The sequence below is a fragment of the Kitasatospora sp. MY 5-36 genome, from assembly GCF_001182915.1.
Lineage (GTDB): Bacteria > Actinomycetota > Actinomycetes > Streptomycetales > Streptomycetaceae > Kitasatospora.
This window is the reverse complement of the sequence record NZ_LFVW01000116.1, coordinates 1-23,690: the sequence shown is the minus strand read 5'-3', so window position 1 is coordinate 23,690 and position 23,690 is coordinate 1. Positions and strand designations below refer to the sequence as shown.

Below are 23,690 nucleotides of genomic sequence, written 5' to 3'. Positions count from 1 at the left end.
AGAAGGCCGGCTCCCACACCGGGGCGGGCCTCGGCCGTATCCCTGCCCGTCGGCCCGTATCCGCCCCGCCCGCGCGGCATGGCCTGCTCGGCCTACAGGCTGCCGCGGGCAACGACGTGGTCGTCCGGATGCTCCGCCGCGCCGGCCATCCCGGGGCCCGGGGAGAGCACGAGCACGGCGCCGGCCGAGGCCACCAGGAGAACCGCCAGGAGATCGCGACCTCGCCCGCACCAGTGCAGCGCTCCGCCGTCCACGACGTGCTCTGCGGCGCTGGAAAGCCCCTCGGCGAGCCAGTGCGCCAGGAAATGGAGGCGCGGCTCGGCGCGGACTTCTCCGACATGCGCGTCCACGACGACAACGCCGCCCGTGCGTCGGCCACCGAAATCGGCGCCCGCGCCTACACGTCCGGCAGCCATGTCGTCATCGGCGCCGGCGGTGGGGACAAACGCACCCTCGCCCATGAACTGACCCATGTCATCCAGCAGCGTCAGGGCCCTGTAGCCGGAACGGACATGGGCAACGGACTCCGCGTCTCCGACGCTTCCGACAAGTTCGAACGCGCCGCGGGGGCCAACGCGCGGCGCGTCATGCAGGCACCGCTCGATGCGCAACGTGCCGTGTTGCCACGGACTGCCCCCGCCGTCGGTGCCGCCCACGAGGGCCGCGGCGGCCCGGTCGCCGTACAGACTGCGCCCACCGAGGGGAAGAAGAAGCCGCCGTCCGTACCGAAAAAGCCCGACCACCTGAGGAGCGGCGGGGCCGTGCGGACCTCCAGCGCCGACCAGAGCAACTCGGCCGGGCAGACGTCGGCCGCCGCAGAACCCGCGCAGGCACAGTCCGACACCCCCGAGCACGGGTACACGCTTGCCGCACCGGCCGACCTGGTCTGCTACCGAGCCGATACGCGCCCCCCCGAGGCCATCCGGGAGGCAGGCGGGATGAGGTCCCGCATCCCCACGCGCGTCACGGACGAGCTCAAGACGTTCCTTGAGGACCCGAAGCTCTACGCCCAGGCCCATGTCAGCAACTCCCTGCGGACCTTGGTCTCCGCGGCGCTGGACGAGGACTGCGGCGGGTACGCCGCCAACGACCGGTACATCTACCGGATCCAGGTCAGCGGCTGGCACAAATTCGCCCCGCCGGCCGCACGCAGCAAACTGCTGACCAAGCCGACGGTCTACGCCAACAGCACGTCTTTGGAGACCGCGACCGCGGCCGTCATCGGTCCCCTCGGCAAAACCCAGGAAATGGATTTCATCGGGGGAGTCCCCTTGACGGACATCACTGGTCACCGCGGACCGGAGGAGAGCGGCTTCAGCGCGTTCTGACCGGATCCACAGGGTCCGCTCGCCGCCGTCCCGGCCGCCGTCGCCGCGCCCTGGCCAGTCCCGCCCCGCCCGCGCCGTCTGGCTCTGTCCCGGCCGCCGCCTGCCCGCGCGCCGTCCGGTTCTGCCCGGCCTCGTCGCGGTGCCGTTCCCGTTGCCGGTTCTGGTGGTGTTCCAGGCGTTCTGGTAGGTGGTGTGGAGGCGTCGGCCTTGGGGGGTGTTGGGTAGGCGGAGGCGGCCGCGGCGGTGGGCGGGGTCGGCGGTGGCCTGGCGGGCGGCGGGGAGGACCGTGGTGTTGTCGGCGGCGAGGGCCGTGGTGTGCCAGTAGAGCTGTCGGCTGACGGCTTTGGACAGGCCGGACGTCGGGTCGCCGAGGAGTGTCCGGGCGGCGGTGGCGAGTTCGGTCTCGGCGGCCGTGAACGTGTCGTGGCTGTCGGGTGTCGGTGCGGGTACCACCGTGGTGTCGGCCCGCCCGCCGTCGGCGACGGGCTCGTCCCTGGTGGCCGGGGCCCCGCCGTCCGCCTCGCCGGTGAGCTGCTGGGGGAGGCCGCCGCGGTCCTGTGCGCTGCGGACCGTCTGCGCGGCGCCGCGCCGACTTGGCCCGCGACCTGGAGCATGGTGCCCTTGTGGACGCGGTACGAGGACTCCGGGCCGCCGGACCGATCGGTTGGTCCACTGTCGCCATTGCTCGTTCCCGCTCTTCCCTGCTGCTGTTCCCAGCGCTCCTCGCCGTGCTGCCGCCGCCTGGAGTGGGCCGGCGGGTGGCTCCGGTGAGGTGTCACCGGAGCCACCCGCTCGCGCTCTCAGTCACTCGTCGGGTCAAACCGGGTGAACCGGCCTCACGCCCCGTCAGCGATCCCCGCTGACGGGGCGAGCTCAAGGACTGGCATTACGGCGTTCCGGTCCGGCCCGCCGCAGCGTCGTCGACAATCCGGGTCAGCCGCTCGGCTGTCAGGGGGTGCCCGGTGTCCTTGAGGAGGTCCGTGCCCTCGAAGAAGATCGCAGGTGTCCCCTGGATCTTCGTCTGCTGGTCGAAGGTGTGCTGGACCTCCTTGACCCAGGTGTCGTGGGTGCCCTCGTTCACCGCCGCGACGAACGAGGGCGTCTTGAGGTCCTTGACCTTGTCGGCGAGAGCGAGGAGGGCGTTCTTGTCACCAAAAGTGTCCTTGGTCTCGCTCTTCGGGTGGTTGGCGAAGAGGACGTCGTGGTATTCGCGGAACTTGCCCGCGTCCTGGGCGGCGGCGACCGCGTTGGCCGCGTTCTTGGAACCCTTTCCACGGACGATGTTGTCGACCAGGGACAGGACGTGGTATTCGATGCGGAGTTTCCCCTCGTCCTCCAGCCTGTTGATGGTGTCCCGGAGTATCCCCTCGACCTGGGCGCAGCCCGGGCAACGGAAGTCCTCGTAGACGGTGAGTGTGACCGGGGCGTCGGGATTTCCCACGGGGATGACCAGTTGCCGGTCACCGATGGCGCCGGCCGGGGGGACGATGGGGCGGGGGTCCTTCGCCTTGCCCGACTGCACGGCGATGGTGACTCCGATGGCAGCAGCCACGACGGTGGCGAGGGCGCCGGTGATAACCCTGTTCCTGTTCCGGCGGGCTCGCTCGGCTGCGCGCTGGCGCTGTATGCGCTCGCGGGCGCGGTCGGAGACGGCGGTGGTCCTGCGGGACTTGCTCACGGAAAAACCAATCGGATATTCGGGGGTGGCGCGGCGGCCGCGGGCGGAAGAGGTGCCCTACGGGTCAGTGAAGGTACGAGTCGAGGGACGATGGGGTCCTCGGGCGCCGGATCAGCCACGCGCTCATCGCCAGAAAGCAGAGGTCGCGCAGGATCTCCACGGCGAATCGGGTGTCCCCGGGATCGACTTCGCCGCCGCCGCCGAAGCAGCCGCAGTCGATGCTCATACCGCGGGCCCAGGCCTGAACGATCGCCATCAGGAAACCCGCCAGGAGCACGGCGGACAGGATCGCGGAACAGCGGATCTTCAAGCCCGCCAGCAACAGGGCAGCCAGGCACAACTCGAGTGCCGGGATCCCGTAGCCGACCGGGTTCACCAGGGAATCAGGCAGAAGACGGTATGCGCGCACCGCGTAAGCCGCCGTGCCCGGGTCCTGGATCTTGGCTCACCCCGCCGTGAACCAGATCGCGGCCAGCCCGATTCTCGCCAGAAATCCCACCCACGGTAGGGCCCGATACTTCGTCGGCACCCTCAACGACGGAACATCGTGTGGGTTTCCCTCTGTCGGATTCGATCTCATCGGCCTTTGACCCCTGATCTTGGATGTGTCGATGCGGCTTGAGTCGGAGCAGTCGGAGCGGTGTGCCGGTAAGCCTTACGGCGATGGAAGTTCTCGCCTTGAGCACGCCGCTCAGCGCCTCGCCCGTGGCGCGCCGAAACACGGTCCGACTCTGCCGGGGGCTGCGGATGACCGGCTCGCAGGAGGGACAGCCCGGTCCCTGGCGGGGCTGGGTCCCACGGCAGGGACCGGGCACACGGACTCACGCACGCGCGGGCCTCCTGCACCCTGCCGTGGGGTGGCCGGCTCGGCCCCGTACGAGTGACGAGGGAGGACACACGCGCAGCGCCGGGCCGCGTGGATCGCGGTGGCGCGTCTCAGATGAGGCTGCGGCCGCGCACCAGCCAGCGCTCGGCCGCGAGTTCCGCGGCGGAGTCGTTGATGCGGGCGCGGGAGAACTCGTCGATCTCCAGTCCCTGGACGATCTCGTAGGTGCCGTTCCTGACGGTGACCGGGACGGAGCAGAACAAGCCCCTGGGGATGTCGTAGGAGCCGTCCGACAGGACGCCCATCGAGGTCCAGTCGCCCTCGGGGGTGCCGTTGACCCAGGTGTGCACCTGGTCGATGGCGGCGTTCGCGGCGGAGGCGGCCGACGAGGCACCGCAGGCCTCGATGATCGCGGTACCGCGTTCGGCGACGGTCGGGATGAAGTCCTCGGCCGGCCAGCGCGCGTCGGCCACGACCTCGGCGGCGTTCCTCCCGGCGATCGTGGCGTGGGAGATGTCCGGGTACTGGGTGGCGGAGTGGTTGCCCCAGACGGTCAGGCGCTTGATGTCGCTGACCCGCGCGCCGGTCTTCCTGGCCAGGTGCGAGACGGCGCGGTTGTGGTCGAGGCGCATCATGGAGGTGAAGCGCTCGGCCGGTACGTCCGGGGCGGCGGTCTGGGCGATCAAGGCGTTGGTGTTGGCCGGGTTGCCCACGACGAGGACCTTGATGTCGGCGGCGGCGTGGTCGTTGACGGCCTTGCCCTGCGGCCGGAAGATCCCGCCGTTCGCCTCCAGCAGGTCGGCGCGCTCCATGCCCTTCGTCCGCGGCCGCGAGCCGACGAGGATCGCGGCGTTGGCGCCGTCGAAGGCGGTCCTGGGGTCGTCCGTGACGGTGATGTTCCGCAGCAGCGGGAAGGCGCAGTCGTCGAGCTCCATGGCGGTGCCCTCGGCGGCCTTCAGCGCCGAAGTGATCTCGAGGAGACGCAGGTCGACCGGCACGTCCGGGCCGAGCAGGTGGCCGGCGGCGATACGGAAGAGCAGCGCGTAGCCGATCTGGCCGGCGGCGCCGGTGACGGTGACGTTCACGGGAGTACGGCTCATGGCAACCTCGCTACAGCAGGGTGGATATGACAGTGGGTGATGGGGATGTGCGCCCCGGACCGGTCCCCCGGCCGGGGCCCGGCGAGGGATCGGACGGGCCCGTGCGCCGGTTCCCGGCTCGGGGGTCTGCGGGCCCGGGGCGGGGCGCCGAGCCGCTTTCCACACGTCCGGTGCGGGTGCGGCCGGCGGGCGGGGCGGAGGGTGCGGGACGCTCCGGCACCTCTCCGCGCGGCAACTGGGACCAGGCTTGGAGAATGGCGGCTCGGAGGGTCGCCGCCCCGACCCCGTCCTCCGTCCGGGACCGGACGGCGTACTGCTGCAGGAGGCCGCGCCGGGACCTGTCGGACATGACGCACAGACGCCCAGGGACGGTCGGCGAAACGCCTCGCGGCGGGGGGACGGGCGCTGACGTCGGCGACCGCTCGGGCGGCCGCACCTCGCCTTCCGGGTCGCGCCCGCCGCCGATCCCCGGGGTATGTCCGCCGTCCATCCGTCGTGCTCCTTCCGCTTGACCTCCACGCTCGCCGACGCACCCGCGTCAGGCGTCTCCCTGACCGATGACCAGACGTACGCGAACCAGGCATGCCGCAAGCATCAAACGACTTCTCGGCTCGCGGTAGCCGCCACGACCTATGCGGCCATAGAGCACTTCTATGGCCATCAGTGTGGAACCCGAGCCCTTCGGTCAAGGCCCGACATCAACCTCGCCGACTCCGCGCGCACGCGGGCGATGCCCGCACACGCCGTGCGCTGTGCGGCCGGTCACCATGGCCGGCGCTTCCCGATCCGTACCTCCCGATCCGCACAGGCGGAGGGAGAACCCTGTTCGGGCAGTGCGTCATGGTGGGTGCGACGGCGTGCCGGACGGCCTCGGCGCCCAGCGCGCCCAGCGCGACCATCCGCACGGTGCGCATGACGGCGAGGTGCTCGTGCTCGGTCAGGTCGGTGACGACGTGTTCCAGGTGCCACTCGGGGACGACCAAAGGCTTGCCGGGTAGGACCGGCCGGCGGTCGAGGAAGGCCAGGTGCCGCGTGCCCGGGAGCCGTCCCGTACTTGGTGCTCGCCGTGGCCTGGCATCCGCTGACCTCGACTGAGCAGGCCACCCGCGGCTCTCACGCGCCGCCTACAACTCCGTCCACCCGCAAGCCCGCCCGCTGCTGCTGAGCGGGTGCCAGATGGGTGCGGACGGGCCGCGCCGGACGAGGCCATCGATCCGGGCGGCGACGGTCGGGTTCTCCTTGGAGGCCAGCCGCAGGTCCGCCACCGCGCCGCGTACCCCGGCGGCCGCCGTGCCGACCAGGACCACCAGCAGCCGCGGGAAGCAGCGCCGGCGCCGCTCCCATGCCCGGCCCCGGCCGCCCGGCCCGGCCTGCTCCCACAGGGCGGCGCAGGCCGCCCGGCTGCGCCGCGGTCTCCTCGGCGCAGATCCCGGGGCGGTGGCGTTCGACGAACGCCCGCAGCCGGTGGCGTTCCTCGCCGGTGCCGGCGATGTACGCGAGCTCGGCGGCGAGTCGGTACGCCCCTCCGCCCTCGACCAGCAGCTCCGGGGCGGGGAGGGATTCCGTCCTGCCTCCGCCCCACTTGATGGCGGAGATCAGCCAGCCGGCGGTGAAGGGCACGGGGATGTCGAACCGCTGGCAGGCCTGGTGGGCGATCAGGCCGTAAGTTCGGGTGGTGCGCTGCTCGGCGCTTGGGCTGGTCAGCGACAGGAGCGCGGCGTTGTGCGGCACCCCGGCAGCGATGTGGAGCGGGAGCTCGGCAGCCTGGCCGAGCACGTGCGATCTCCGGTCTTCAGAACGGCAAGACCCAGCCACGCTACGTGGTGTCCCGGTGACTCCAGGCCCGAATCGGAAGATCGTCGCCCAGGGGGCGGGTGTGCCCCGCCCGGGCTTCCCGGGCGGAGCGAACGTGCCTGGCCTGGACGGAGTCGTCCCTCCAAGGGTCCGGGGCGTCATGGGAGTTGGTGCAGCGAACTTCTGCCGAGTCGTACACCCGCTCCGGGTTTCCCTTCTGGCAGCCGCTGCCCGCTGTCCCGGTGGCCGGGGCGAAGGTCCTGCCGGGCGAAGGACGTTGGTGAGACCGGGTTGGGGCTGTTGGGCCGTCTCGCCTGACGCGGTGCGTACACGATGATCGTTTCCGGTCCCGGCGCCAGCCGGTACCGGGACCGGCTGTACGAATCGTATTCAAAACAAGAGGTGTGGGGTGTTGTTGTGGTGACATGGATGCGGGCGACTGTGGTCGGAGCAGTGGCAGCAGCGGTGACGGCTGTCATACCCGCGGTGTCCGCCGGGGCGTCGACCGCCGCCGAGGGCGGTGTGTACACGGGCATGACGCAGGATCAGGCACGGGCGCGTCTGGAAGCGGACATTACGCAGGCCCTGGCCAGAACACCCGGAGGGACGCGGACGGGCGTGAACGAGATCGAGTGGCAGGACGGCCAGGGCGGGAGGGCGGTCGAGACGTTCCCCGTACCGGCCTCGCTGAAGGCCGAAGCATCCGGCAAGCAGCCCCGTGGGGTGAACTACTGGTTCGGCTGCCCGCGCGGATGGACGCCGGGCAGCGGCTGGTACTGCTTCTACGAGAACGGCAACTTCAACGGCGTCCAGGAGCACGGCCAGTCGGGCCCGGGCAACGGGCGGATGCTCAAGTGGAGCAACTGGCACGGCGTCACCGAATTCGGGGCCTGGAACTTCCGCGACAAGATCTCCTCCTGGGTCAACAACACCGGCTACTCGATCGAGGTCGGCGACTACATCGTCGCCCCGAAGTACTACCGGCTGTGGGTCGAGAAGCCCCGGCAGGCCATGGGATACGTCGGCGACCAGGCCAACGACCGTGCCGACTTCTTCCGGATGGTCTGACCATGCCCCACAGCGCCCCCGCGGCCGCTCTCACTCCGCGCGCACGTTCGTCGGGTGTGAGGCTGTGGCACTTCGCCCTGCTCGGCGTCGGTTCCCTGGCCCTGACCTACCTGGGACCCCTTGCCCGCCCGGCCGCGCCCTGGTATGCGCTGTGGGCACTGCTCGCGGCCTCGGCGTGCCTCGGCGTGCCTGGCGACCGCCTCGGCCTGCTTCCTCGTCCCAGGTGTCCTGTTCGGCCAGATCGTCCAGAGCATCACGGCCCTGGCCTGGCTGACCGCGCTGGCCGCCGGCGGCGGAGCCGTTGCGGGGACGATCTGCGCACTCGCGGATACGCCTGTGCGCACGGCGGTCGCCGTCGCCGCGGCAAGCGCCGCCTTCCTGGCCACACCCGCCCTGTGGTGGAACCAGCCGCCCTTCCCCATCGCCCTGATGCTGGCCTGCAGCATGGTGCTCATAGTCCAGGCACGGCTCCCACGAGGCGTCCACACCCTGGCAGCCGTCCTCACCCTCCCGTTCACCGCTGTCGCGCTCGCACTCCTCCTCGCCGCCCCGCCACTGCTCACCAGCCTGCCGGTCATCTGAGCCGGCCGGTGGGTGCTGGGCTGGTGGTTTCGCGGGTGTGGTGAGGGAGTTGCTGTTCCTTCGAGACGGTTTCCGGGTGTTGCGGGTGTGGTGAGTGGCTGTTGTCTTTCCGGGTGTGAGGGTTGCGTTTCTGCTGGTCAGGCATAGGGTCGGTGGCCTCGGGAAGTGGTGACGTGTTGAGTCGCCGCTCATGTGGAGGTCGGGATGCCGTCGGTTGTGGGGCTGCTGGAACAGCGTGAGCTGAATGCACGCCGTCGTGTGGACGATCTGCAGGCGGAGGCCGACCGTATCCAGGCCGAGCCGGTGGTGGCCGAGCGGGAGTGGAACGAGTGGATCATCGCCCGCTCGCGTGTCGACGAGGTACTGTCCCCGGGCGGTGGCGATGGTGCCGGCCTGGATGCCGCCACCTGGCACCTGCGCCTGCGCGCCGTCCCCGTGGACGACGAACCCTGAGGCGTGCGCGCTTCCCCTTGTCGTGCCCCGCGGCGGGAGGTGGCTCACGGACGTGTACGGACGACGATGACGTGGATGCCGGGTCCTGGGGTCTCGGTGTTTCCCGCGGTGTCGGTGGCGGTGGAGGTCACGCGGTAGATGCCGAGGCCGTCCGGCGGCCGCACCCGCCAGGTGCACTCGCGGCGTGCCGCGTCGGTGCACGTGAGGGCCGCGGGCCGGACCAGCGTCGGTCCGGGCACCTGCGGGACGAAGGTGAGGTCGACGTGGTCGACGCCCGAGCCGGTGTCGGTGGCGGTGCCGGTGATGTACTGGTCGTCGTGGGGGCCGTCCGCGGGCTGGGCGACGAAGATCGTCTCGGGCGCGGTGGTGAACGTGGAGACGGGCGGGGTCCTGTCGAGCCTGACGGTGAGGGTTCGGTCCGTCTCGGTGTTGCCCGCGCGGTCGGTGGCGTGGAAGGTGAGGACGGTCTCGCCCTCCTGGTCGATCGTCAGGTCGACCGTGTCGCCGGGGACGGTCGTGAGGGGCATCGTCCGGGTGCCCGTCGCGCTGTAGGTGATGCCCGCCACTCCGCTGAGCTCGTCGGTGGCGGTGAGGGTGACGGTGCCGTCCGCGTTGATCCAGCCGCTCGGGTTGGGATGCGGGCTGATGGCGGCCGCGGTGATCGGGGCGGTGGTGTCCAGCGGCTTCTGGTCGCTGGCCGGATGGACTGTCCAGCCGGACGTCTTCCTGGTCCTCGGCGAGGGCCACCAGGTCGGCTGGGTCGAGCGCGGCCTGGCCGGTCTCGGCGGACCGGACCAGTGGGTGGCGGTGTACGAGAGGTGCTTCATCGGGGACCAGGCCACCCAGGAGGCGATGCTCCACGACACCGCCGAGCAGGCCGCCCGTACCGTCCAGCTCGCCTACCTGCACAACATCTGACGGCCTGCCCGGCGGGCCCGCCCTGATCGCGCGCGCCCGCCCCGTCGCCGGTGGGCCCCAGTACCAGGCCGCGCAGGGCCGGGCGGAGCGAGGGGCGGCCGGGACGGCATGCGCCGGGCGCCCGCGCTTCACCCCTTGCGGCTCGCGGGCCGAAAGCACCGAAGGCGGCTAGGCGCAGCGGCTACGATCCGGACCGTGACTGGCGACCCGGGCCGAAATTCTGCTGCCTCTGCTGGCCTGCCGATAGATTGCGAATCCGAACTGTACGGCCCGGGGCGCTGCCCGTACTGGTGCCCAGCACGTGATGGCGGTTAACGAGACGATTGTCGCGTTCGTCCTCGGGGTCCAGGTCCCGGCTACAGGCCAGCACCGCGGCCGCGTACTCGGCAAGGCATTGGCTGCCGGTGCGGGCGGCTTGCTCCTTCACCTGCTCGCGCGGTCGCCACCAGTCATTACGGAGGCGGGCCCCGGGAACTCTCCGGGGCCCGCCTCCGTGCTGTCGGCCCTGCGGGTGTCTGCGGTCCGCCGCAGGCTGGGGGAGAGGTCAGTCCCGGGGCTGGGCGACGTCGAGGGTGTGGAGGTAGTCGAGGGCGGCGTCCCTGGGCACGTACCAGGCATTGCCGGTCCGGATGGCCGACAGGTCGTCGGAGTGGACCAGGCGGTAGACGGTCAGCTTGGTCAGCCGCAGCAGCGCGGTGGCATCCGCGATGGTCAGGAGCCGGATGTCGTCCGCTGGCGGGTGCGTCACCGGGCGTGTGAGGGCTGGCTGGGCCCGGGATGGCTGGGGGTTTAGTGGGTGCGGTGTCGGGTCCAGGTGGTGAGGAGGTCACCGGACAGCGGGGTGAGGCGGGGTAGGCCGAACCCGGCTCCTGGTGCTGCTGGAGCGGTACGCCGACGGCCCGCTGAGCATTCAAGCCCGGACAAGGCCGCCCAGCGGCGGTCCACCTGCTCGCGGCCCTCCTGAGCGTGCCTCCCAGAGCCGTCCGCCGCCACGCCCGCGGCTCCCGCTGGCCGCAGGCTGCGCCAGGCGGTGAACCACCGGACGGGGGAGGGGTTCTGTCCCGTGCGCCTGGCCGCGCGGGCAGCGAAGCAGGCCCGCGCGGAAGCCGCGGATGCCCGGCGCCGAGCAACACACGCGAGCCACGGAGAGAAGTAGCTCATCCCCACCGGAGGGTGTGACCTGTCGATGCCGTTGGGCGTGAAATGGCTCCACAGGCCATATTGTCTAGACCTTTAGTCGGACCTGTCTAGGCGCCCGGCAGGTGGTGTCGGATGACTGGGGCAGTGACTGTGTGTGATGGTTGGTGGGGTCGGAGGGCCGGGTCGGCCCGCTTGGGGGTCGGCCCGGTGTTGTGGGTTGTTTTCGGGGTGAATTCTGCCGGGTATTCCGTGCTGTTGCTTTTATGGATTCGCTGCCTGTGGTGGTCTGAATTCGGGTTGGGATTGCGGGGTGGGGGTGGTGGCGGGGGTTGGTGTTCGGTTTCGTCCAGGGGTGGAGCCGCCGGCCCCGCCCCGTCTGGGTCGTTCCGGCCCGCTGTGCCCTGCCCGCCCGCTGCGCCGCCGTCCAGGCCGGGCACGCCGTCCGGGCTCCGCCCCGTTCGGGGCCGTGCGTAGGTCGGGGGTGGCCGTCCGGGCCCCTTTGCGTCGTCGTCGCCGTCCCGCTGTGCTGGCCGCGGTCCGGGGCCGTGTCGCCGTCGAGGCCGTGCCCGTCCGCTGCGCCGTCGCTGGACGGCTGGACGGGTGGGTGGCCGTCAGGCCGCCCTGGTGGGGGAGGTGGGTCAGCGGCCGGCGAGGTGGCGGGAGGTGAGTTCGATGTCTTGGAGCTGGGTGGTGGTCAGACGCCGGGCTTCCCAGATGACCGTGGCCAGGTCCACGGCCCGGGTGTGGAGCGGCGGCAGGTCGTCGGGTAGGTGGATGCCACCGAGTGCTGCGAGGTCGGGGGCGGGGATACCGAGCACGCCGGCGAAGCCGGCTACCAGCTCGGGGGTTGCTTCGACGGTGCCGCGGCCGACCCCGCCGATGGTGGACGGAGACAGGTAGATCCGTCCGTCGGTGACCGCGTACAGGGCCCTGACCGTGCTTGGCCAGGTGAGGTTCCGGCTGTGGGCGAGCCCCAGGAGCACCGCGCCGAAGCCCGGCTCGTACCGGTGGTACGGCCGGTCGACCCCGCCACGCCCCTCACGCCGCACCAGGGGCTGCGCCCGGATCGCGTCCAGCAGCGGTCGCCGGTTCTCGGCGGGCATGATCATCGCGTTGTAGATGACGGTGCTGATCGACCAGTTCGGGTTGCGGGTGATCGGTGTCAGGTCGTCGGGCACCGGTTGTCCGGCGAGGACGAACAGGTCGGCGGCGTGCAGGCCGAGTGCTGGTCCGAGGTCTCTCAATAGCCGTCCGGTCGGCGGCTGCCCGCCGAGCACGGCTTGCAGCTCTGCCGGGTCGATGCCGGCCGCTGACGCAAGCGTGGCGGAGCCGAGCGCCCGGTGGCCCGTCAGGTGCGCCAGCAGCGCGCCGAACCGTAGTAGGCCTGCCATGCCGTCAGCCTACCGACGGCCTGCAGGTGCTGGCTGTCCTGGGGCACCGTCTGGAGCTGCAGGTACCCGTGCTGGTCGGGCTGTCGGGGCCGGCTTTCTCCTGGTGGTGTGCTCGGCGGCCTGGCGGGACGGTTGGGTGGCCGTCAGGCCGCCGTGGAGGTCCGTTCCGGGGCGGCTGGCCGTCAGGTCGCCCTGGTGGTGGCCCAGGAGGCCTGTGCCTGGCCTTCTGCTGGTGGCCCAGGAGATCCGTTGTCGGGGATTCTTCCGTCCGGCTGCGCGGGTTGGGAGGGTGGGGTGGTGAAGACTGCGCGAGGAGCCGGTCCGGATCGTGTCTGTGTGCTGCCGGGGCGGCCGGGGTGGATCCGGGATGTCGTCTACCTCGGCGACTAGGTGCTGGACTACCTGGCCGTGGCCGCGGCGGTGAACGCCTGGCGGGAAGATGGCCGGTATCTGCTGCCGGCGGACACCTACCGGGTCGCGGCCCAGGCGATCACGGACCTGGCCGTCGCCGTCCATCGCTGTCCTGGCCGTGCCCCGTCCCGTGCCTGCTTCCGCCGTCCGGGGCCGTCCGGGCCTCGCTGCGCTGCGGGGTCCTTCTCGCTTGTGAGTGGGTGGGGTGGTGTCAGCGGGTTGGGTGGCAGCAGGCTGGCTGAGCTCAAAGACTCGTTGAGCGGGGCTTCTCAGAGCCGATGTCGTGGATCTTGGCTGTTGTGAGGTGAACAAGCAGCTGTCATGGTCTGCGAGTTGCCTCTATCACGCGTGGTAGGTGGCTGACACGGGGTTGCTCATTCCGGTGTGCGTTGCCGTGGTGGGGGAGTGGGTTCCCGTGTCCATGTCCTCGCCGCTTGGTTCGCTTAAGGAGGAGTCGGTTTCCGTGGCTGATCTGGGTCCGCTGGTGTCCCGTTCGGGGGAGCGGGCGTTGACGCGGCGGGTGGTGATGCGGCGGCTGCTCGCGGTGGACGAGGCCGGGCAGTTGTCGTCGGTGCATGTGCGGATCGCGGCCGAGTCGGCTGGGGTGTCGGTGCGGACGGTGTGGAACTGGCTGGCCATCGCCCGGCGGTCGGGTCGTGTGGAACCGGTTCCGCGCCGTGGCGGGCTTCTCGGTCACGGACGTGTTGTGGTCCCGGCTTTCCGAGCTGGGCGGGAACGTGGCGGCGCTGCACCGGGAACTGACCGGGCAGGCCGACAGCGATCCGGAACACGCCTGTGCCGAACCGGTGCCGTCGTTGGGGACGCCGCACCGCGCGGTCCAGCGGGAACGGCAGGCCGGCCGTGTTCTGCACGGCGTGCGGCCTGGACAGGGGCGGGTGGATCCGGCGGTGTATGACCGGGCGCTCGCGGAGCTGGCGTTGCCGGGCACGGTCGATGAGGCCGGCCGGGTCGCACCGGTCGCCGAGCCCGTCCCGGCGGCCGTGCTTCACGGAGGTCCAGGCGCGGGAGCAGGTGCACCAGTAGGAGCGAAGCGGCGGACGCCACGCCTCAGGCCCCTTGCGGCGAAGTTCACCGCCTACCGCGAGCTGTTCCGCACCAAGGTGAAGAGCACCGACCCCGCGCTGGCCGACGAGGAGCCGGCCGACCGCACGGTGCATTGGTGGCGCCGGACCTGGCCGGGCCACTCCCGGCCCGGGTACCCGCCGGTCGCCCTGGTGGTCACCGACGCCGGACCGGTCGCGCTGGCCAACCGCCAGCGGGCGGTGGCGGACCTGGCGCGCGAGGACTGGGGCGGGTCCTGGTGGACCATCCGCGCCCACGACGCGGGCGGGGACGGCTGGCGGGAGTACGACGACGCGGTGCCGGTCATCGCCACCACGCTGGATCTGCTGGCCGAGCACGGCCCGATGGGCCCGGTGTGGTGGCGCTACGGCCGCGACGGGGCCCGCTACTGCCTCCTGGAGGCGCTGGAGAGCCCGGACACCCGTCAGGCGTACGACGAGCGCCAGGACGCCCGGGAGGAGAAGGCCCGTCAGGTTCACCGCGAGCTGATGCGCACTCTCGCCTGCGCCGACTGCGGCCGGGTCCCGAAAGAGGAGAGCACCTGGGAGTACGGGCCCGAAGGACAGATGGAGTGGACCCGCCGCCCCGGCGGCCGCTGTTGGGACTGCCACGAGAAGGAGCAGCAGCGGCGCGAGGAGGAACGGGAGGCCGGGGCCCTTGCGCGGCTGGAGGCGGCCCGGGCGGCGAACGCGCGGCTGCGTCCGTGTTGGACGTGCGGGAGCTCGATCGGCGGGAAGTCAGGGTCGGTGTTGGAGTTGACCGAGAAGGCTGGCCCGGACCGGCTGGAGTGCCCGCAGTGCGACAGCGACCGGGAGGAGAAGGAGCTGGGGCCGCTGGTGCTGCCCGCTCCGACGCGTCGGGAGCTGCTGGCCGCTCGCTTCTCGGCCCCGGCTGACCCGTGGTGGCAGGAGCGGCTTCTGCACGCCGAGCTTTACCCGGTGAGGGACGGCATCAGCGCGTGAGCGCACCGGCCACCCCCTCCGAGCAGCAGGCGATCCGGCCTCCTCACCCCTGATCCCGGCGGCGCACCGCCCCCGACCTCGTTTGAACACACCAGGGCCGTCGCCGGATCCGGCGACGGCCCTGCGGTTTCTGCCTATGCGGTGCCGCGGTCCATTCGGGGCGTCCAGAGCCCGGTGGGCCCGTCGGCGCGCTGACGGTCCCGTCGGCGCTCGTCGGCCTCCAGACGTCGGACCTTGCGCCGCACCCGCTTGCTGAACGCCACTGGGTCCGCAGCGCCGGCCTCCTCGGCGGCCGCCACCCAGGTCGTCACCCCCGGGCGACCGAACGCCAGTACCACGTCCCGCTCTGGCGGGGCGAGGCGGCTCAGGATGACCGCCAAGCGCCGGTCACCAGGGAGCCAGTCGAGCAGTGGGTCCTCCGGCAGCGAGCGGTTGGCCAACAGCTCCCGCAGCGAGATGCCCTCGTACACCGGCGCCTCCAGCATCCGGAGCCGCCTCCCATTGACGGTGCGCTTCCACAACGGCACCAGTTGCCGGTGCGTCCTCATGATCTTGGCGATGAGCACGGCCAGGGCGTCCGGGGCGCTTCGGTCGGGCTCGCGGTCCGGGTAGAACCAGTTGTTGCTGAGCAGCGCGGTGGATGCGGCCTCCCGCCATTGGGGGCCGTCGTTCACCTTCGGGAGGGCGCGCAGGAACCTGCCGACGTGGTCGTCATGGCCGTGTAGAGCCGCTTGTCGGGCGGCGAACGCGCGTACCAGCAAGGGGACGCCGACTACGTGCTCCGGCGTGGTCAGGTCGAGCCGGGTCGGCGCCGCCTGACCAGCCATCGCTTCGACGCGACGGGCGACCTGGTCCTGGTAGGTGTGCATGGGGTTGAGCTGCGCGAAGAGCGTGCCGCCGGAAAGCATCTCGATGTCCGAGCCGTCGGCGGCCACGGAGTAGGCCCCGTCGAGCTCTGCCCCCAGGCCGCTGATGGCGAACATCTCGCGGATCCGGGGGAGGGGCGGCAGGCCCGGGCGGAGCAGGTCGTGGCTGATGGAACGGAGCTGCATCAGGCCCGGCGACAGGCTGTCGGCCAGCGAATCATGCGTGGTCATCGCCTGCACCTCCTCTCTTCCGCTTGATGGTCCGGAAAGCCCAGGCGCCGGTCGCGATGAGCGTGGCGGCAGCCAGGGCGCCGACGGTCTCGGCGCCCGCCGACATCAGGAACGCCTTCACCGGGCCCCCCGGTTCCGGGGCTCGGCCTGCCGTTCGGCAGGGGCGGCCCGGTGCCCAACCGGAGTGGGCTTGTTGCGGTCCATCGTGATCCTTCCGTCGAAGTGGTTCTACTCTTCGGCGGTGGGAGCGCAGCGGAGCGACAGAAAATCCGCCGGACTCTCCTGTGATCCCGGTCACTCGGCCTGCCGAATGTTGATCTACGGGGGTTCGTCGGCGGGGGACCAGCTGCAGCGCGGGGCGCCGGCTGGACTGTGCCGCTGCGCCTGGTCCTCGTCCCCGAGGTCCACCTGGGCGGCCGCCTCGCCCCGGTCCGGCGTCACCGCAGGCGGGCCATGGAGGCCTCCACGGCTTCCTTGAGTTTGTCGACGGCAACAAGGACCTCGGTGGCGAGCTCGTCCGCTTCCCGCTTGCGGCCAGCACGGTCACGGTCCATGGCCTCGTTCTCCTCGATCGCCTCTGCTATGGCCGTGATGCTCCGACGGCTGATCATCGGGATGATGTAGAGCGGGTGCTCGGTGGCTTTCACCGTCCCTGCAGCGATCCGGGCGACTGTCAGTAGTTGATCGGCACTCAGGTGAGCCTCCCGGGCGAACGCGATGGTCTCCGTGTAGCCTCCTTGCGGCAACTGCTCCTGCCTGAGGGGTCTCGCGCGCGCCGCACACCCGCAGGAACGCCAGGACGGCCTGCTCCGCGACGAAGGCCTGTCGGCCGTCCTCGAAGGGGATCTCGGCCGTGGTGCGCCACCCGTGTTGGGCATGCCGCCGTACTCGGTTTGTTCGACTGGCACGGCTTGTGACACCGACCTTCAGGGCGTTCAGCTCGCCGCACTCCGCGATGTAGAGCATGGCGCCGGCCGCCTCGGCCAGCGCATGGAAGTTCCGCCCTTGGCTGGTGCCTGCCGTTTTGGTCCGCATGCCGCGATCGTGCCGGACGGCACCGACAACTTGGCGGCCCCCCGCGGTCGCGCGCAGCTCCCCGGTCAGCCGCCGGGCCTCGGCCTCCGAGGCCGGGCCGACGGGCTCCCGGGCCGGGCGCCGGAACCCGGCCGCGGGCAGGTCAGGCCGCCGGATCCCGCGCGGAGCCCGGGCGGACGGCGGCCTTGGGTGCCATCCCGGGTCGTACGGCTCGCCGCCGACCTCGGCGAACTCGACCCGCCTTGCCTCGCTCGGGTCGGGGTCCGTCGTGTCGGCTCCAGGCCAGGAGCGTGCGGGCGGTCGCGGTGCGTGTGGTGAGGAGCTGTCGGCGCGCGGCGTCCCGTCGGGCAGGAACGGCAGGAGCATGAGCGCCGGGACGGCGGCGAGCGAGGCGATGATGAGCACCGGTGCGAGGGGCGCGGCCAGCAGGACCCACTGGGTGGAGGACATTGCCCGGGCCGAGCAGGACACCCCGATCAGGCGCCGGTGGTGGTGATCATGGCCTACAGGTACCGAGCGGGCGGCCCGGATACAGGTATCACCGCTTGTCCGTGGGCGCGCCGGATGCGGAGTTGACGCTTTGATGGTGGGCGGCTCTTCCGCCAGTCCATGGGCGGGATCTATGGTGATCGCCCGGCCACCTCGAAGAAGGGCTCACCATGGCGCGCACGATCGTCGACGCGTTCCTGTTCGACTCCACCTGGGGCGACAGCGTGGTGGAGCCGTCCGGCTCCGGGGCCGTGCTCCCCCCTCCCCGGCATCCCTTCGACGGGGCGCAGCTCGCCAAGATCCTCCGGGACAACCTCGATGGAGAGCTGACCATCATCGTGGACGCGAAGGGCAACCTGCGCCTACGGTAGAGCCCTTCCCGCGCCTCGGCGGCCCCGCCGCCGTGGGGTCGTCGGGTTGTTTGAGTCGACTGGGGGCGGCTGCCACTGCGTGGGAGGCTCGCCGCTATGCCTTGGTTCCGTTGTCGGGGTCTTGGCCCTCGACAGCCCGGCGGTACGGGCTGCGGCCACCAGCCTGGCTGCTGACGACGGCGTGGACCTGGCCGACGTCTGATGGCGCTCGCGGAAAACGGCCACCCCAGAATCGGGCATTGGCCAGACCTGCTCACCTTGATTCCCCACCTGCAGGTGGTTGACCTGGGGAAACGCCAGACCCCCGGGGCCGCCCGTCAGCCAGACCGCGCCAGCGACGCCGAAGGCGCCCTTGACGGGCCGGGGCGGGCCGAACACTCAACGGACGGGCGGCCCCCCGACCCCCGCTCGCTGAACTTCCCCACTCGCTTCAAGACTCAATGAGCTGGGGAATCGTGAGCGGGGGCGGGGAATTCCGGAGATTCTCATCAACGTCGAGTAGGTCCACGCGCCTGGGGGCGGGGGCCGGGCCGGTTTCCTCTGTGTGGTCCAGGGCGGGCTATGAGTGGTGCGCCGGGGATCCCACCGGGTCGGTGCCGCCGGTCACGGGGTCCGGGTGGGCGGTGAGCCAATGCTGGAGTTCGCGGTGGCGGAACTGGTAGGAGAAGCCGGACAGGCGCATCAGTCCGGCGTCGCAGCAGTGGTCGAGGAACACTCCGAGCCGTCGGGGCAGCCGTCCGCGGGTGCAGAGGATGAAGGCCAGGTACCGCCTGGCGCCGCCTCTGAGGAAGCCGGTCGCGAACGCGACCACGAGCCCGATGCTGGCGCTGATTATGGCGAGACGGATGGGCGGGATATAGACGTAGGTGAACTCGGTGACACGGACCTCTTCTCCGTAGTTGCTGCCGGGAATCAGGTAGACCAGCGCGAACACCCCGAACCCGACTAGGGAACCGGTCACCAGGCCCAATATCAGACCGAGAACGGCGTCTCCGCGGATGATGCGGCGGGGAGCGACAGCCGCAGTTGGCTGCACCCGCAGCGCGGAGGTGAGCCCGATGGCCAGCCCGGCCGCGAGCCCGGCGAACAGCCCGACGGCCCCCCAGGTGAGCAGTGGTAGCAGAGGGCCTCCCTCCTCCCACACCCGTGGTTCGGGAGTGGTGTCCTCCACCGCCTGGTAGACGAGGCAGATTGCGACGCCGGCCGTCACACCCACGGCAACGGAGATCAGGAGTGCCCTCAGCACACGACGGCGCCCCGACGCAGTCCACAGCCGGTTCAGGTCAGATCCGGCCGGGCGCTCCGCCCGGGAGATCGCGGTGGACACGGCCGTCAGGGCCACCGCGGCCACGATGCCGATGTCCATGGCCCACGCCTGATCGAAGGGACCGCGGCAATCGAACCACGACATGCCCTTCGGGATGAAGAGGGGCACCAACAAATCCGGCAGGGGCAGGCTGTTGGCCGCCAGGTGGATCGGGGCGAGCAGCAGGAGCACCGTGAGGGCGGACAGCAGTGCGTCGGTGCCGCGCACCAGCCCGGGGCCGCCCAGCGTCCACAGCCGGTGCAGGGTCAGGTCGGTGCCAGCTCCGGTTACCCCGGCGGCCGAGCCGTCAGCGGGGGCGGGGGCTTCCAGGTGTTTGGCGAGGCGGGCGAGCCAGCGGTGAACGTCCGCGGGGTGGTAGCGGTGGGACGGGTGTGGGTGGAGGGTGAGGCTGGCGGGGATGAAGCGGGCGAGGAGGTGGGCGTCGAGGTCGTGGGGGGTGGTGTGTTGCAGGAGGTCGGCGGGGTCACCGTCGTGGGCGTAGACGGTGGCGGCCAGGCACAGCCGCCAGGGGGTGGACAGGGCGGCGGCGAGGGGGCCGGCGGGGTCGTCGCGCAGGGCGTCGAGGACGGGGCCCCACCGGTCGCCGTCGACGGTGCGCTGGCGCAGGTAGGTGTGGGCGTCGGTGGCGGGGACGGCGTCGATCTCGATGCGGGCGGCGTCGATCAGACGGGCACGCGCGGCGAGGACGTCGTAGTGGGCGGTACGGCAGGTCAGCACCAGCGGGCCGGCCTCCCGCCCCTCCTGGTAGGCGTTCAGGGCCCGCAGCGCCTCCAGCGCCCGGGGGGCCAGCGGATCTGGCCCGCCGTCGGGGAGAACGGAGTCCATCTCGTCCAGGCCGTCCAGCACCGGGAGCACCCGACGGTGGCGCACCAACTCGGCCGCCATCGAGGCGGGCCAGCCGTAGGCCTCGACGAGACGCCGGACGAGCAGGTCGGACAGCGGGACGCGGGTGTCCCACGAGGCCAGGGACAGACGCACCGGCACGGGATCGTCCTCACCACGCCCGTCCAGGAGGACGAGCATCAGCTCCAGGACCAGGACCGTCTTGCCTGACCCGGCGGCGCCGGTGACGACGAGCCGGCGGGGCCGGGTGCCCCGGTAGTACGCGGCCACGTCCGGGACGGTGGGTGTGCCGTCGAACAGCCGCCCGGCGTCGGGGGCCTGCGCCGCGCGCGACGGCGCGGCGCGGAGCGTGAAGGTGAGGTTGATCCGCTGGGTGTCGGCGCCGAGCAGTTGCCGCCACTGTTGTTCCTCAGCCTCCGCGACCTGTCCGGCGAGCGTGGCGGCCCAGCCGCGCGACAGACCTGCGGTGTCCCGTTCCACTGGGCGGCGCAGCCCGAGGAGGCCGACCACCAGGCTCAGCAGGGCCACCGCCAGGCCCAGCAGGGCGACCCGGTCCGACAACGAAATCGTCCCGCTCCAGGCCGGCTGTACCACCGCGAACACCAGCATGGCCACCAGGACCGAGGCACCGCCCCACGCGAGCCACAGCCAGAGGCGACGATGCCCCCGCCACCCGGGCCCCGGCCTCACCGCAGGCCCCCGTCCCCCGTGGCGGACAGGACACGGCGCCGGTATGACAAGCAGGCACAACTGGCCTTTGAACAAGCTGACATGACGCAACGTTAGAACAGTCGACTTGCGGTGGGCGACCACAAGACCCGTCCTTCATCCGCCGTTAAGGATCACGGAGCCGTACAACCGCCACCGAACGTTCCCCAAAGCCCCCGCGCTCCTGTTCTCTTGGTGGTGGGGGTGGTTGGTGCGCTGTCGGGTCGGGTGGGCCTGCGGCGCCGGTTGACGGGGCCGGTGGGCCGGGTGCCGTCGTGCGGTCGTCCGTCCGGCCACCGGGCCGCTCGGCGTCGCCGGGCCGGTGCCGGGTTCGTCCCCCGGGGTCGCCGCTGTGCCGGAGAGACGACGGCGGCTTGTGGCGCCGATTCCGCACCGCCGAGGCGGTGTCGCGTCCGAGGGCGCGGGCCAGGGGTCTGTCGGGTCTACCAGGTGTCGCGGTGGCCGGGTGGCCGGGCGTCCAGGAGGTGGGTGCTGAGCCCGGCGTCGTCGGGCAGGGGTGTCCAGTCCTCGTGGAGCAGGCCGGCCATGGAGGTGTAGCCGTGGTGGCGGAGCTGGGCCTCGACGGCCGGCTGGTCCCACTCGGTGGTGGCGGTGTCGAAGCGGAAGGCGATGTCGCCGGTGGCGGGGTCGAGCCCGGAGACGAGCCATCCGGGGTGGGAGGCGTTGGGCGGGTAGGCCACGGCCAGCAGGGCGGCGTGGGCCTGGTCGGCGGCGCGTAGAGCTGTCAGGACGGCCTGGCGCGGGTCGACGGTGGGGACGGACGGGTCGGGCAGGTAGCGGCGCACGTCGGCACTCCATGGAATCGGTCCTGCACCGACCGTACTGCCCGTACTGCCCGCCCCCGCCGCTGGTCTGGGCCGCACCGGTGGTTGCGTCGCCGTCTCCTGGTGATGGAACCACCCGAAGCTCGCTGGGTGTGACCTGTTGGTGTTGGTGGGCGTGGAATGGCCCCGCATGCGGGGTTGTCTGGACCTTTGGTTGGGTGGGTCGGGGTGTTCGGCCGGGTCGGTGGCTTGGCTGTCTTGGTGACTGTGTGTGGTGGTGGGTGGGGTCGGTGGGGCGGGCCGGGCCGGTTGGGGATGGTTCGGCGGTGTGGGTATTTTTTTGGGCGGTTAATTCCGCTGGTAATTCGGTCTGGTTGTTTTCTCGAATTGGTCGCTGGGTGGTGGTGTGGATTCGGGTCGGAATTGTGGGTGTGGGGGTGGTGGCGGGGGTTGGTGTTCGGTTTCGTCCGGGGTGGAGCCGCCGGGCCCGCCGTCCCCGGCGGCCGTGCCCGTGCCCGCCTCGCTGTGCCGCCGTCCCGGGCCTGCTGTGCCCCTGCCCGGCCGTCGTCCCGGGTCCGCCGACGGGGACGGGTCCGTCGTCCAGGTCGTGCTCGCCCTTCCCGCAGTTCCCGGTGCCCGTGCCCGCCTCGCTGTGCCGCTGTCCGGGGCCGTGCGCGGGCCGGGGTGGCCGTCCGGGTGCCTGCCGCCGCCGTCGCCGTTCGGGCCTGTCCGGGCCTCACTGTGCCGCCGTCCCGGGCCGTGCGTCGTCCTGCTGCGCCGCTGCGCCCTGCGTCGGACGGCTGGGTGGCCGTCAGGCCGCCCTGGGTGGTGCCGTCGGGGAGGATGTCTTGGTCGCCGCCGTCCCGTCTCCTGGGGAGGCCTCGGCGGCCTCCCCAGGAGGCCGTCCCGGTGCTGTCGCGCCTGGTGTCGCGCCGGGGGTGCTGTCGTGTGTTGTGACGTGGGCGGATACCCCTGATTCCCTGTGTGTGGTCCGGGCGCGACAGGTGGGTGCGACAAGGGTGCCGGACGGGGCCGCGGGGGAGGTTCGGGTGGTGGCTGCTGCCGGTGCTGGCGACCACCAGGTGCCGGTGGTCCTGGTTGCCGTCCGGGGCGCCGGGGTGGCGGGGTGTGGTCGGGGTGGTGGCCGCGGGGAGGGCCGGCCTCGGCGGTTCCCCGCCTGCCTCGCCGTCCTGTCCGCGTTGCCCGGTGCCGGGCCCCGTCGTGGCCGCCGTCCTGGCCGTCGGTGTTCGGTTTGGTGTCGCTGCTCCGGGAATTGCCCGGGTGATGCTGGGAGGGATTTCCTGGGTGGTCTGGAATGGCGGTCGCCGTGTCGGCGTTGAGGGCCGTAGGCCCCTTTCCGGCGTGCCTGAATTCGATTTCCGTCCGCTGCGCCCAGGAAGGGTTTCGGATTGCCGCCAGAAAGGGAGCGGGAGGGAATTCGAATTCTCGCCAGGAATTCCGTCGGATAGGACTTGGATGGATGGTTGCCGTGATGTTGGAATGTTCGCGTCTCGTGCCCGTCCAGGGATGGTCGGGACAGGGCTGTACGGCGTTCCAGAAGACGTGTTCAGAACGCCGCCGGATTCGCTCTCGAATTCCGGTCGGGAGTCTGCGGTTGAGGGCTGGTCAGGCACCGCCGTGCGGGGCGCCGGTGAGGGCCCGCCACCGGGGCCGGGGAGGCCGTGTCGGACCGGTGGCCCGGAGGTGGCTCCCGAGGGCCGCAGGCCCCGCCCCGAGGATGGCGGCTGGGCCGCTAGCCCAGCAATCAGCCGGCGAACCGGTCACCGGACCGGTCACTGGATGGGACCGGGGGAGGGCCCCCGGGGTGGGGTTGTGGCTGATACCGGAAGTCCGCGACACATCGTCAACGCCGAGGGCCGCAGGCCCCGGCCGGCACCCCGCCGCCCCGGAGGGATGGGCCACTACCCGAATTCCGCCTCACATCGTCAACGCTCACCCCCGGGCGCAGCCCGGGAAACCCTGCCAGCCAATCGGCCCGTAGGGCCGTGAAAACACCGGCCCAACAAGACGGGAATGCCGACCGATTGACGGGCCGTAGGCCCGGGACAATGCCACGACAGGGCGGAGCGCAGCGACGCCCGACGCCCACCACCAACCACCCGCACAAACCCCGCGTATTCGCCGCAGGCGAATACCCCCAACCCCGCACCGCCCGCCGAGGCGCAGCCGAGGCCACACCACGCACGGTGACGCCGTAGGCGGCACCCCCGGCTGACGCCGCGTCAGCGGCGCCCCGGCCGCCAGGCCGGGGGCAAGGCCCTTTAGGGCCTTCCGCCCCCC

Annotated in this window: 21 protein-coding genes; 9 read left to right on the top strand and 12 right to left on the bottom strand. The window is 71.6% G+C overall.

The genetic code is table 11. The features are described 5' to 3' along the window. The first annotated feature begins 38 nt into the window (after positions 1 to 38). Positions 39 to 1,328 (top strand): DUF4157 domain-containing protein, encoded by a 1,290-nt coding sequence (locus AE652_RS47325; RefSeq protein ID WP_234348317.1) that lies wholly within the window; start codon positions 39 to 41, stop codon positions 1,326 to 1,328. An 886-nt stretch (positions 1,329 to 2,214) separates the two neighbouring features. On the opposite strand, the gene AE652_RS09640 is transcribed toward AE652_RS47325, so the two are convergent. From AE652_RS09640 to AE652_RS09630, 3 genes are all read right to left on the bottom strand, one after another. Then, complete coding sequence (locus AE652_RS09640) at positions 2,215 to 3,006, bottom strand: thioredoxin domain-containing protein (protein WP_063780114.1); 792 nt, start codon at positions 3,004 to 3,006, stop codon at positions 2,215 to 2,217. Positions 3,007 to 3,070: 64 nt separating this feature from the next. Beyond that, positions 3,071 to 3,445, bottom strand: a complete 375-nt coding sequence (locus AE652_RS48010) for a MauE/DoxX family redox-associated membrane protein (RefSeq protein WP_369808281.1) — start codon at positions 3,443 to 3,445, stop codon at positions 3,071 to 3,073. Positions 3,446 to 3,942: 497 nt separating this feature from the next. Next, on the bottom strand, positions 3,943 to 4,932 hold the full coding sequence (locus AE652_RS09630; RefSeq protein ID WP_049650811.1) for a malate dehydrogenase: 990 nt from the start codon (positions 4,930 to 4,932) through the stop codon (positions 3,943 to 3,945). An 857-nt stretch (positions 4,933 to 5,789) separates the two neighbouring features. On the opposite strand from AE652_RS09630, the gene AE652_RS46280 reads away from it, so the two are divergent. Next, on the top strand, positions 5,790 to 5,930 hold the full coding sequence (locus AE652_RS46280; RefSeq protein WP_159028411.1) for a hypothetical protein: 141 nt from the start codon (positions 5,790 to 5,792) through the stop codon (positions 5,928 to 5,930). Between the two features lie 115 nt (positions 5,931 to 6,045). Here AE652_RS46280 and AE652_RS46275 read toward each other — a convergent pair whose 3' ends face one another. Further along, a complete protein-coding gene (locus AE652_RS46275; RefSeq protein ID WP_159028410.1) occupies positions 6,046 to 6,708 on the bottom strand; it encodes a hypothetical protein in 663 nt (220 codons plus the stop codon). Positions 6,709 to 7,344: 636 nt separating this feature from the next. Here AE652_RS46275 and AE652_RS09615 point away from each other — a divergent pair. The 3 genes from AE652_RS09615 (at position 7,345) to AE652_RS09605 (ending at position 8,829) form a co-directional block, all read left to right on the top strand. Beyond that, positions 7,345 to 7,794, top strand: a complete 450-nt coding sequence (locus AE652_RS09615) for a hypothetical protein (RefSeq protein WP_049650808.1) — start codon at positions 7,345 to 7,347, stop codon at positions 7,792 to 7,794. A gap of 336 nt (positions 7,795 to 8,130) precedes the next feature. Continuing rightward, positions 8,131 to 8,376: a hypothetical protein gene (locus AE652_RS46270; protein ID WP_159028409.1), complete on the top strand. Its 246-nt coding sequence runs from the start codon at positions 8,131 to 8,133 to the stop codon at positions 8,374 to 8,376. 204 nt (positions 8,377 to 8,580) lie between these two features. Continuing rightward, a complete protein-coding gene (locus AE652_RS09605; RefSeq protein ID WP_049650806.1) occupies positions 8,581 to 8,829 on the top strand; it encodes a hypothetical protein in 249 nt (82 codons plus the stop codon). A gap of 44 nt (positions 8,830 to 8,873) precedes the next feature. Here the strand turns inward: AE652_RS09605 and AE652_RS09600 are convergent, their stop codons facing one another. Then, positions 8,874 to 9,356 carry a hypothetical protein gene (locus AE652_RS09600; protein ID WP_159028408.1) on the bottom strand — a complete coding sequence of 161 codons (483 nt, stop codon included), beginning with the start codon at positions 9,354 to 9,356 and terminating at the stop codon, positions 8,874 to 8,876. A gap of 28 nt (positions 9,357 to 9,384) precedes the next feature. Here AE652_RS09600 and AE652_RS09595 point away from each other — a divergent pair, with 28 nt between their 5' ends. Beyond that, positions 9,385 to 9,747: a hypothetical protein gene (locus tag AE652_RS09595; RefSeq protein ID WP_159028407.1), complete on the top strand. Its 363-nt coding sequence runs from the start codon at positions 9,385 to 9,387 to the stop codon at positions 9,745 to 9,747. A gap of 544 nt (positions 9,748 to 10,291) precedes the next feature. Here the strand turns inward: AE652_RS09595 and AE652_RS09590 are convergent. The 3 genes from AE652_RS09590 to AE652_RS46265 form a co-directional block, all read right to left on the bottom strand. Beyond that, on the bottom strand, positions 10,292 to 10,495 hold the full coding sequence (locus AE652_RS09590) for a helix-turn-helix domain-containing protein (protein WP_049650803.1): 204 nt from the start codon (positions 10,493 to 10,495) through the stop codon (positions 10,292 to 10,294). A 1,030-nt stretch (positions 10,496 to 11,525) separates the two neighbouring features. After that, positions 11,526 to 12,278: a hypothetical protein gene (locus AE652_RS09585; protein ID WP_063780113.1), complete on the bottom strand. Its 753-nt coding sequence runs from the start codon at positions 12,276 to 12,278 to the stop codon at positions 11,526 to 11,528. Positions 12,279 to 13,031: 753 nt separating this feature from the next. Beyond that, positions 13,032 to 13,328: a hypothetical protein gene (locus tag AE652_RS46265; protein ID WP_159028406.1), complete on the bottom strand. Its 297-nt coding sequence runs from the start codon at positions 13,326 to 13,328 to the stop codon at positions 13,032 to 13,034. A 482-nt stretch (positions 13,329 to 13,810) separates the two neighbouring features. Here AE652_RS46265 and AE652_RS44935 point away from each other — a divergent pair, with 482 nt between their 5' ends. After that, positions 13,811 to 14,734, top strand: a complete 924-nt coding sequence (locus AE652_RS44935) for a hypothetical protein (protein WP_159028405.1) — start codon at positions 13,811 to 13,813, stop codon at positions 14,732 to 14,734. Positions 14,735 to 14,868: 134 nt separating this feature from the next. Here the strand turns inward: AE652_RS44935 and AE652_RS09575 are convergent, their stop codons facing one another. Then, positions 14,869 to 15,840, bottom strand: coding sequence for a hypothetical protein (locus AE652_RS09575; RefSeq protein ID WP_159028404.1), 972 nt, complete (start codon positions 15,838 to 15,840; stop codon positions 14,869 to 14,871). A 428-nt stretch (positions 15,841 to 16,268) separates the two neighbouring features. Beyond that, a complete protein-coding gene (locus AE652_RS09570) occupies positions 16,269 to 16,577 on the bottom strand; it encodes a hypothetical protein (RefSeq protein WP_049650799.1) in 309 nt (102 codons plus the stop codon). A gap of 653 nt (positions 16,578 to 17,230) precedes the next feature. On the opposite strand from AE652_RS09570, the gene AE652_RS48980 reads away from it, so the two are divergent. Both AE652_RS48980 and AE652_RS09565 read left to right on the top strand, forming a co-directional pair. Then, positions 17,231 to 17,362, top strand: coding sequence for a hypothetical protein (locus AE652_RS48980; protein ID WP_255357406.1), 132 nt, complete (start codon positions 17,231 to 17,233; stop codon positions 17,360 to 17,362). 163 nt (positions 17,363 to 17,525) lie between these two features. Further along, positions 17,526 to 17,726, top strand: a complete 201-nt coding sequence (locus AE652_RS09565; RefSeq protein WP_049650798.1) for a hypothetical protein — start codon at positions 17,526 to 17,528, stop codon at positions 17,724 to 17,726. Positions 17,727 to 18,285: 559 nt separating this feature from the next. Here the strand turns inward: AE652_RS09565 and AE652_RS09560 are convergent. Both AE652_RS09560 and AE652_RS09555 read right to left on the bottom strand, forming a co-directional pair. After that, on the bottom strand, positions 18,286 to 20,505 hold the full coding sequence (locus AE652_RS09560) for an NACHT domain-containing NTPase (RefSeq protein ID WP_234348316.1): 2,220 nt from the start codon (positions 20,503 to 20,505) through the stop codon (positions 18,286 to 18,288). Between the two features lie 542 nt (positions 20,506 to 21,047). Next, positions 21,048 to 21,410, bottom strand: coding sequence for a hypothetical protein (locus AE652_RS09555; protein ID WP_049650796.1), 363 nt, complete (start codon positions 21,408 to 21,410; stop codon positions 21,048 to 21,050). Between the last annotated feature and the right edge of the window lie 2,280 nt (positions 21,411 to 23,690).

Bases quoted from the DNA above. Each gene is read 5' to 3' on its own strand.
- AE652_RS48980 (WP_255357406.1), top strand. From the start codon at position 17,231: ATGAGCGCCGGGACGGCGGCGAGCGAGGCGATGATGAGCACCGGTGCG.
- AE652_RS09595 (WP_159028407.1), top strand. From the start codon at position 9,385: ATGCCCGCCACTCCGCTGAGCTCGTCGGTGGCGGTGAGGGTGACGGTG.
- AE652_RS09585 (WP_063780113.1), bottom strand. From the start codon at position 12,278: ATGGCAGGCCTACTACGGTTCGGCGCGCTGCTGGCGCACCTGACGGGC.
- AE652_RS46265 (WP_159028406.1), bottom strand. From the start codon at position 13,328: ATGGCCAGCCAGTTCCACACCGTCCGCACCGACACCCCAGCCGACTCG.
- AE652_RS09630 (WP_049650811.1), bottom strand. From the start codon at position 4,932: ATGAGCCGTACTCCCGTGAACGTCACCGTCACCGGCGCCGCCGGCCAG.
- AE652_RS09605 (WP_049650806.1), top strand. From the start codon at position 8,581: ATGCCGTCGGTTGTGGGGCTGCTGGAACAGCGTGAGCTGAATGCACGC.
- AE652_RS09560 (WP_234348316.1), bottom strand. From the start codon at position 20,505: ATGCTGGTGTTCGCGGTGGTACAGCCGGCCTGGAGCGGGACGATTTCG.
- AE652_RS09600 (WP_159028408.1), bottom strand. From the start codon at position 9,356: ATGCCCCTCACGACCGTCCCCGGCGACACGGTCGACCTGACGATCGAC.
- AE652_RS09565 (WP_049650798.1), top strand. From the start codon at position 17,526: ATGGCGCGCACGATCGTCGACGCGTTCCTGTTCGACTCCACCTGGGGC.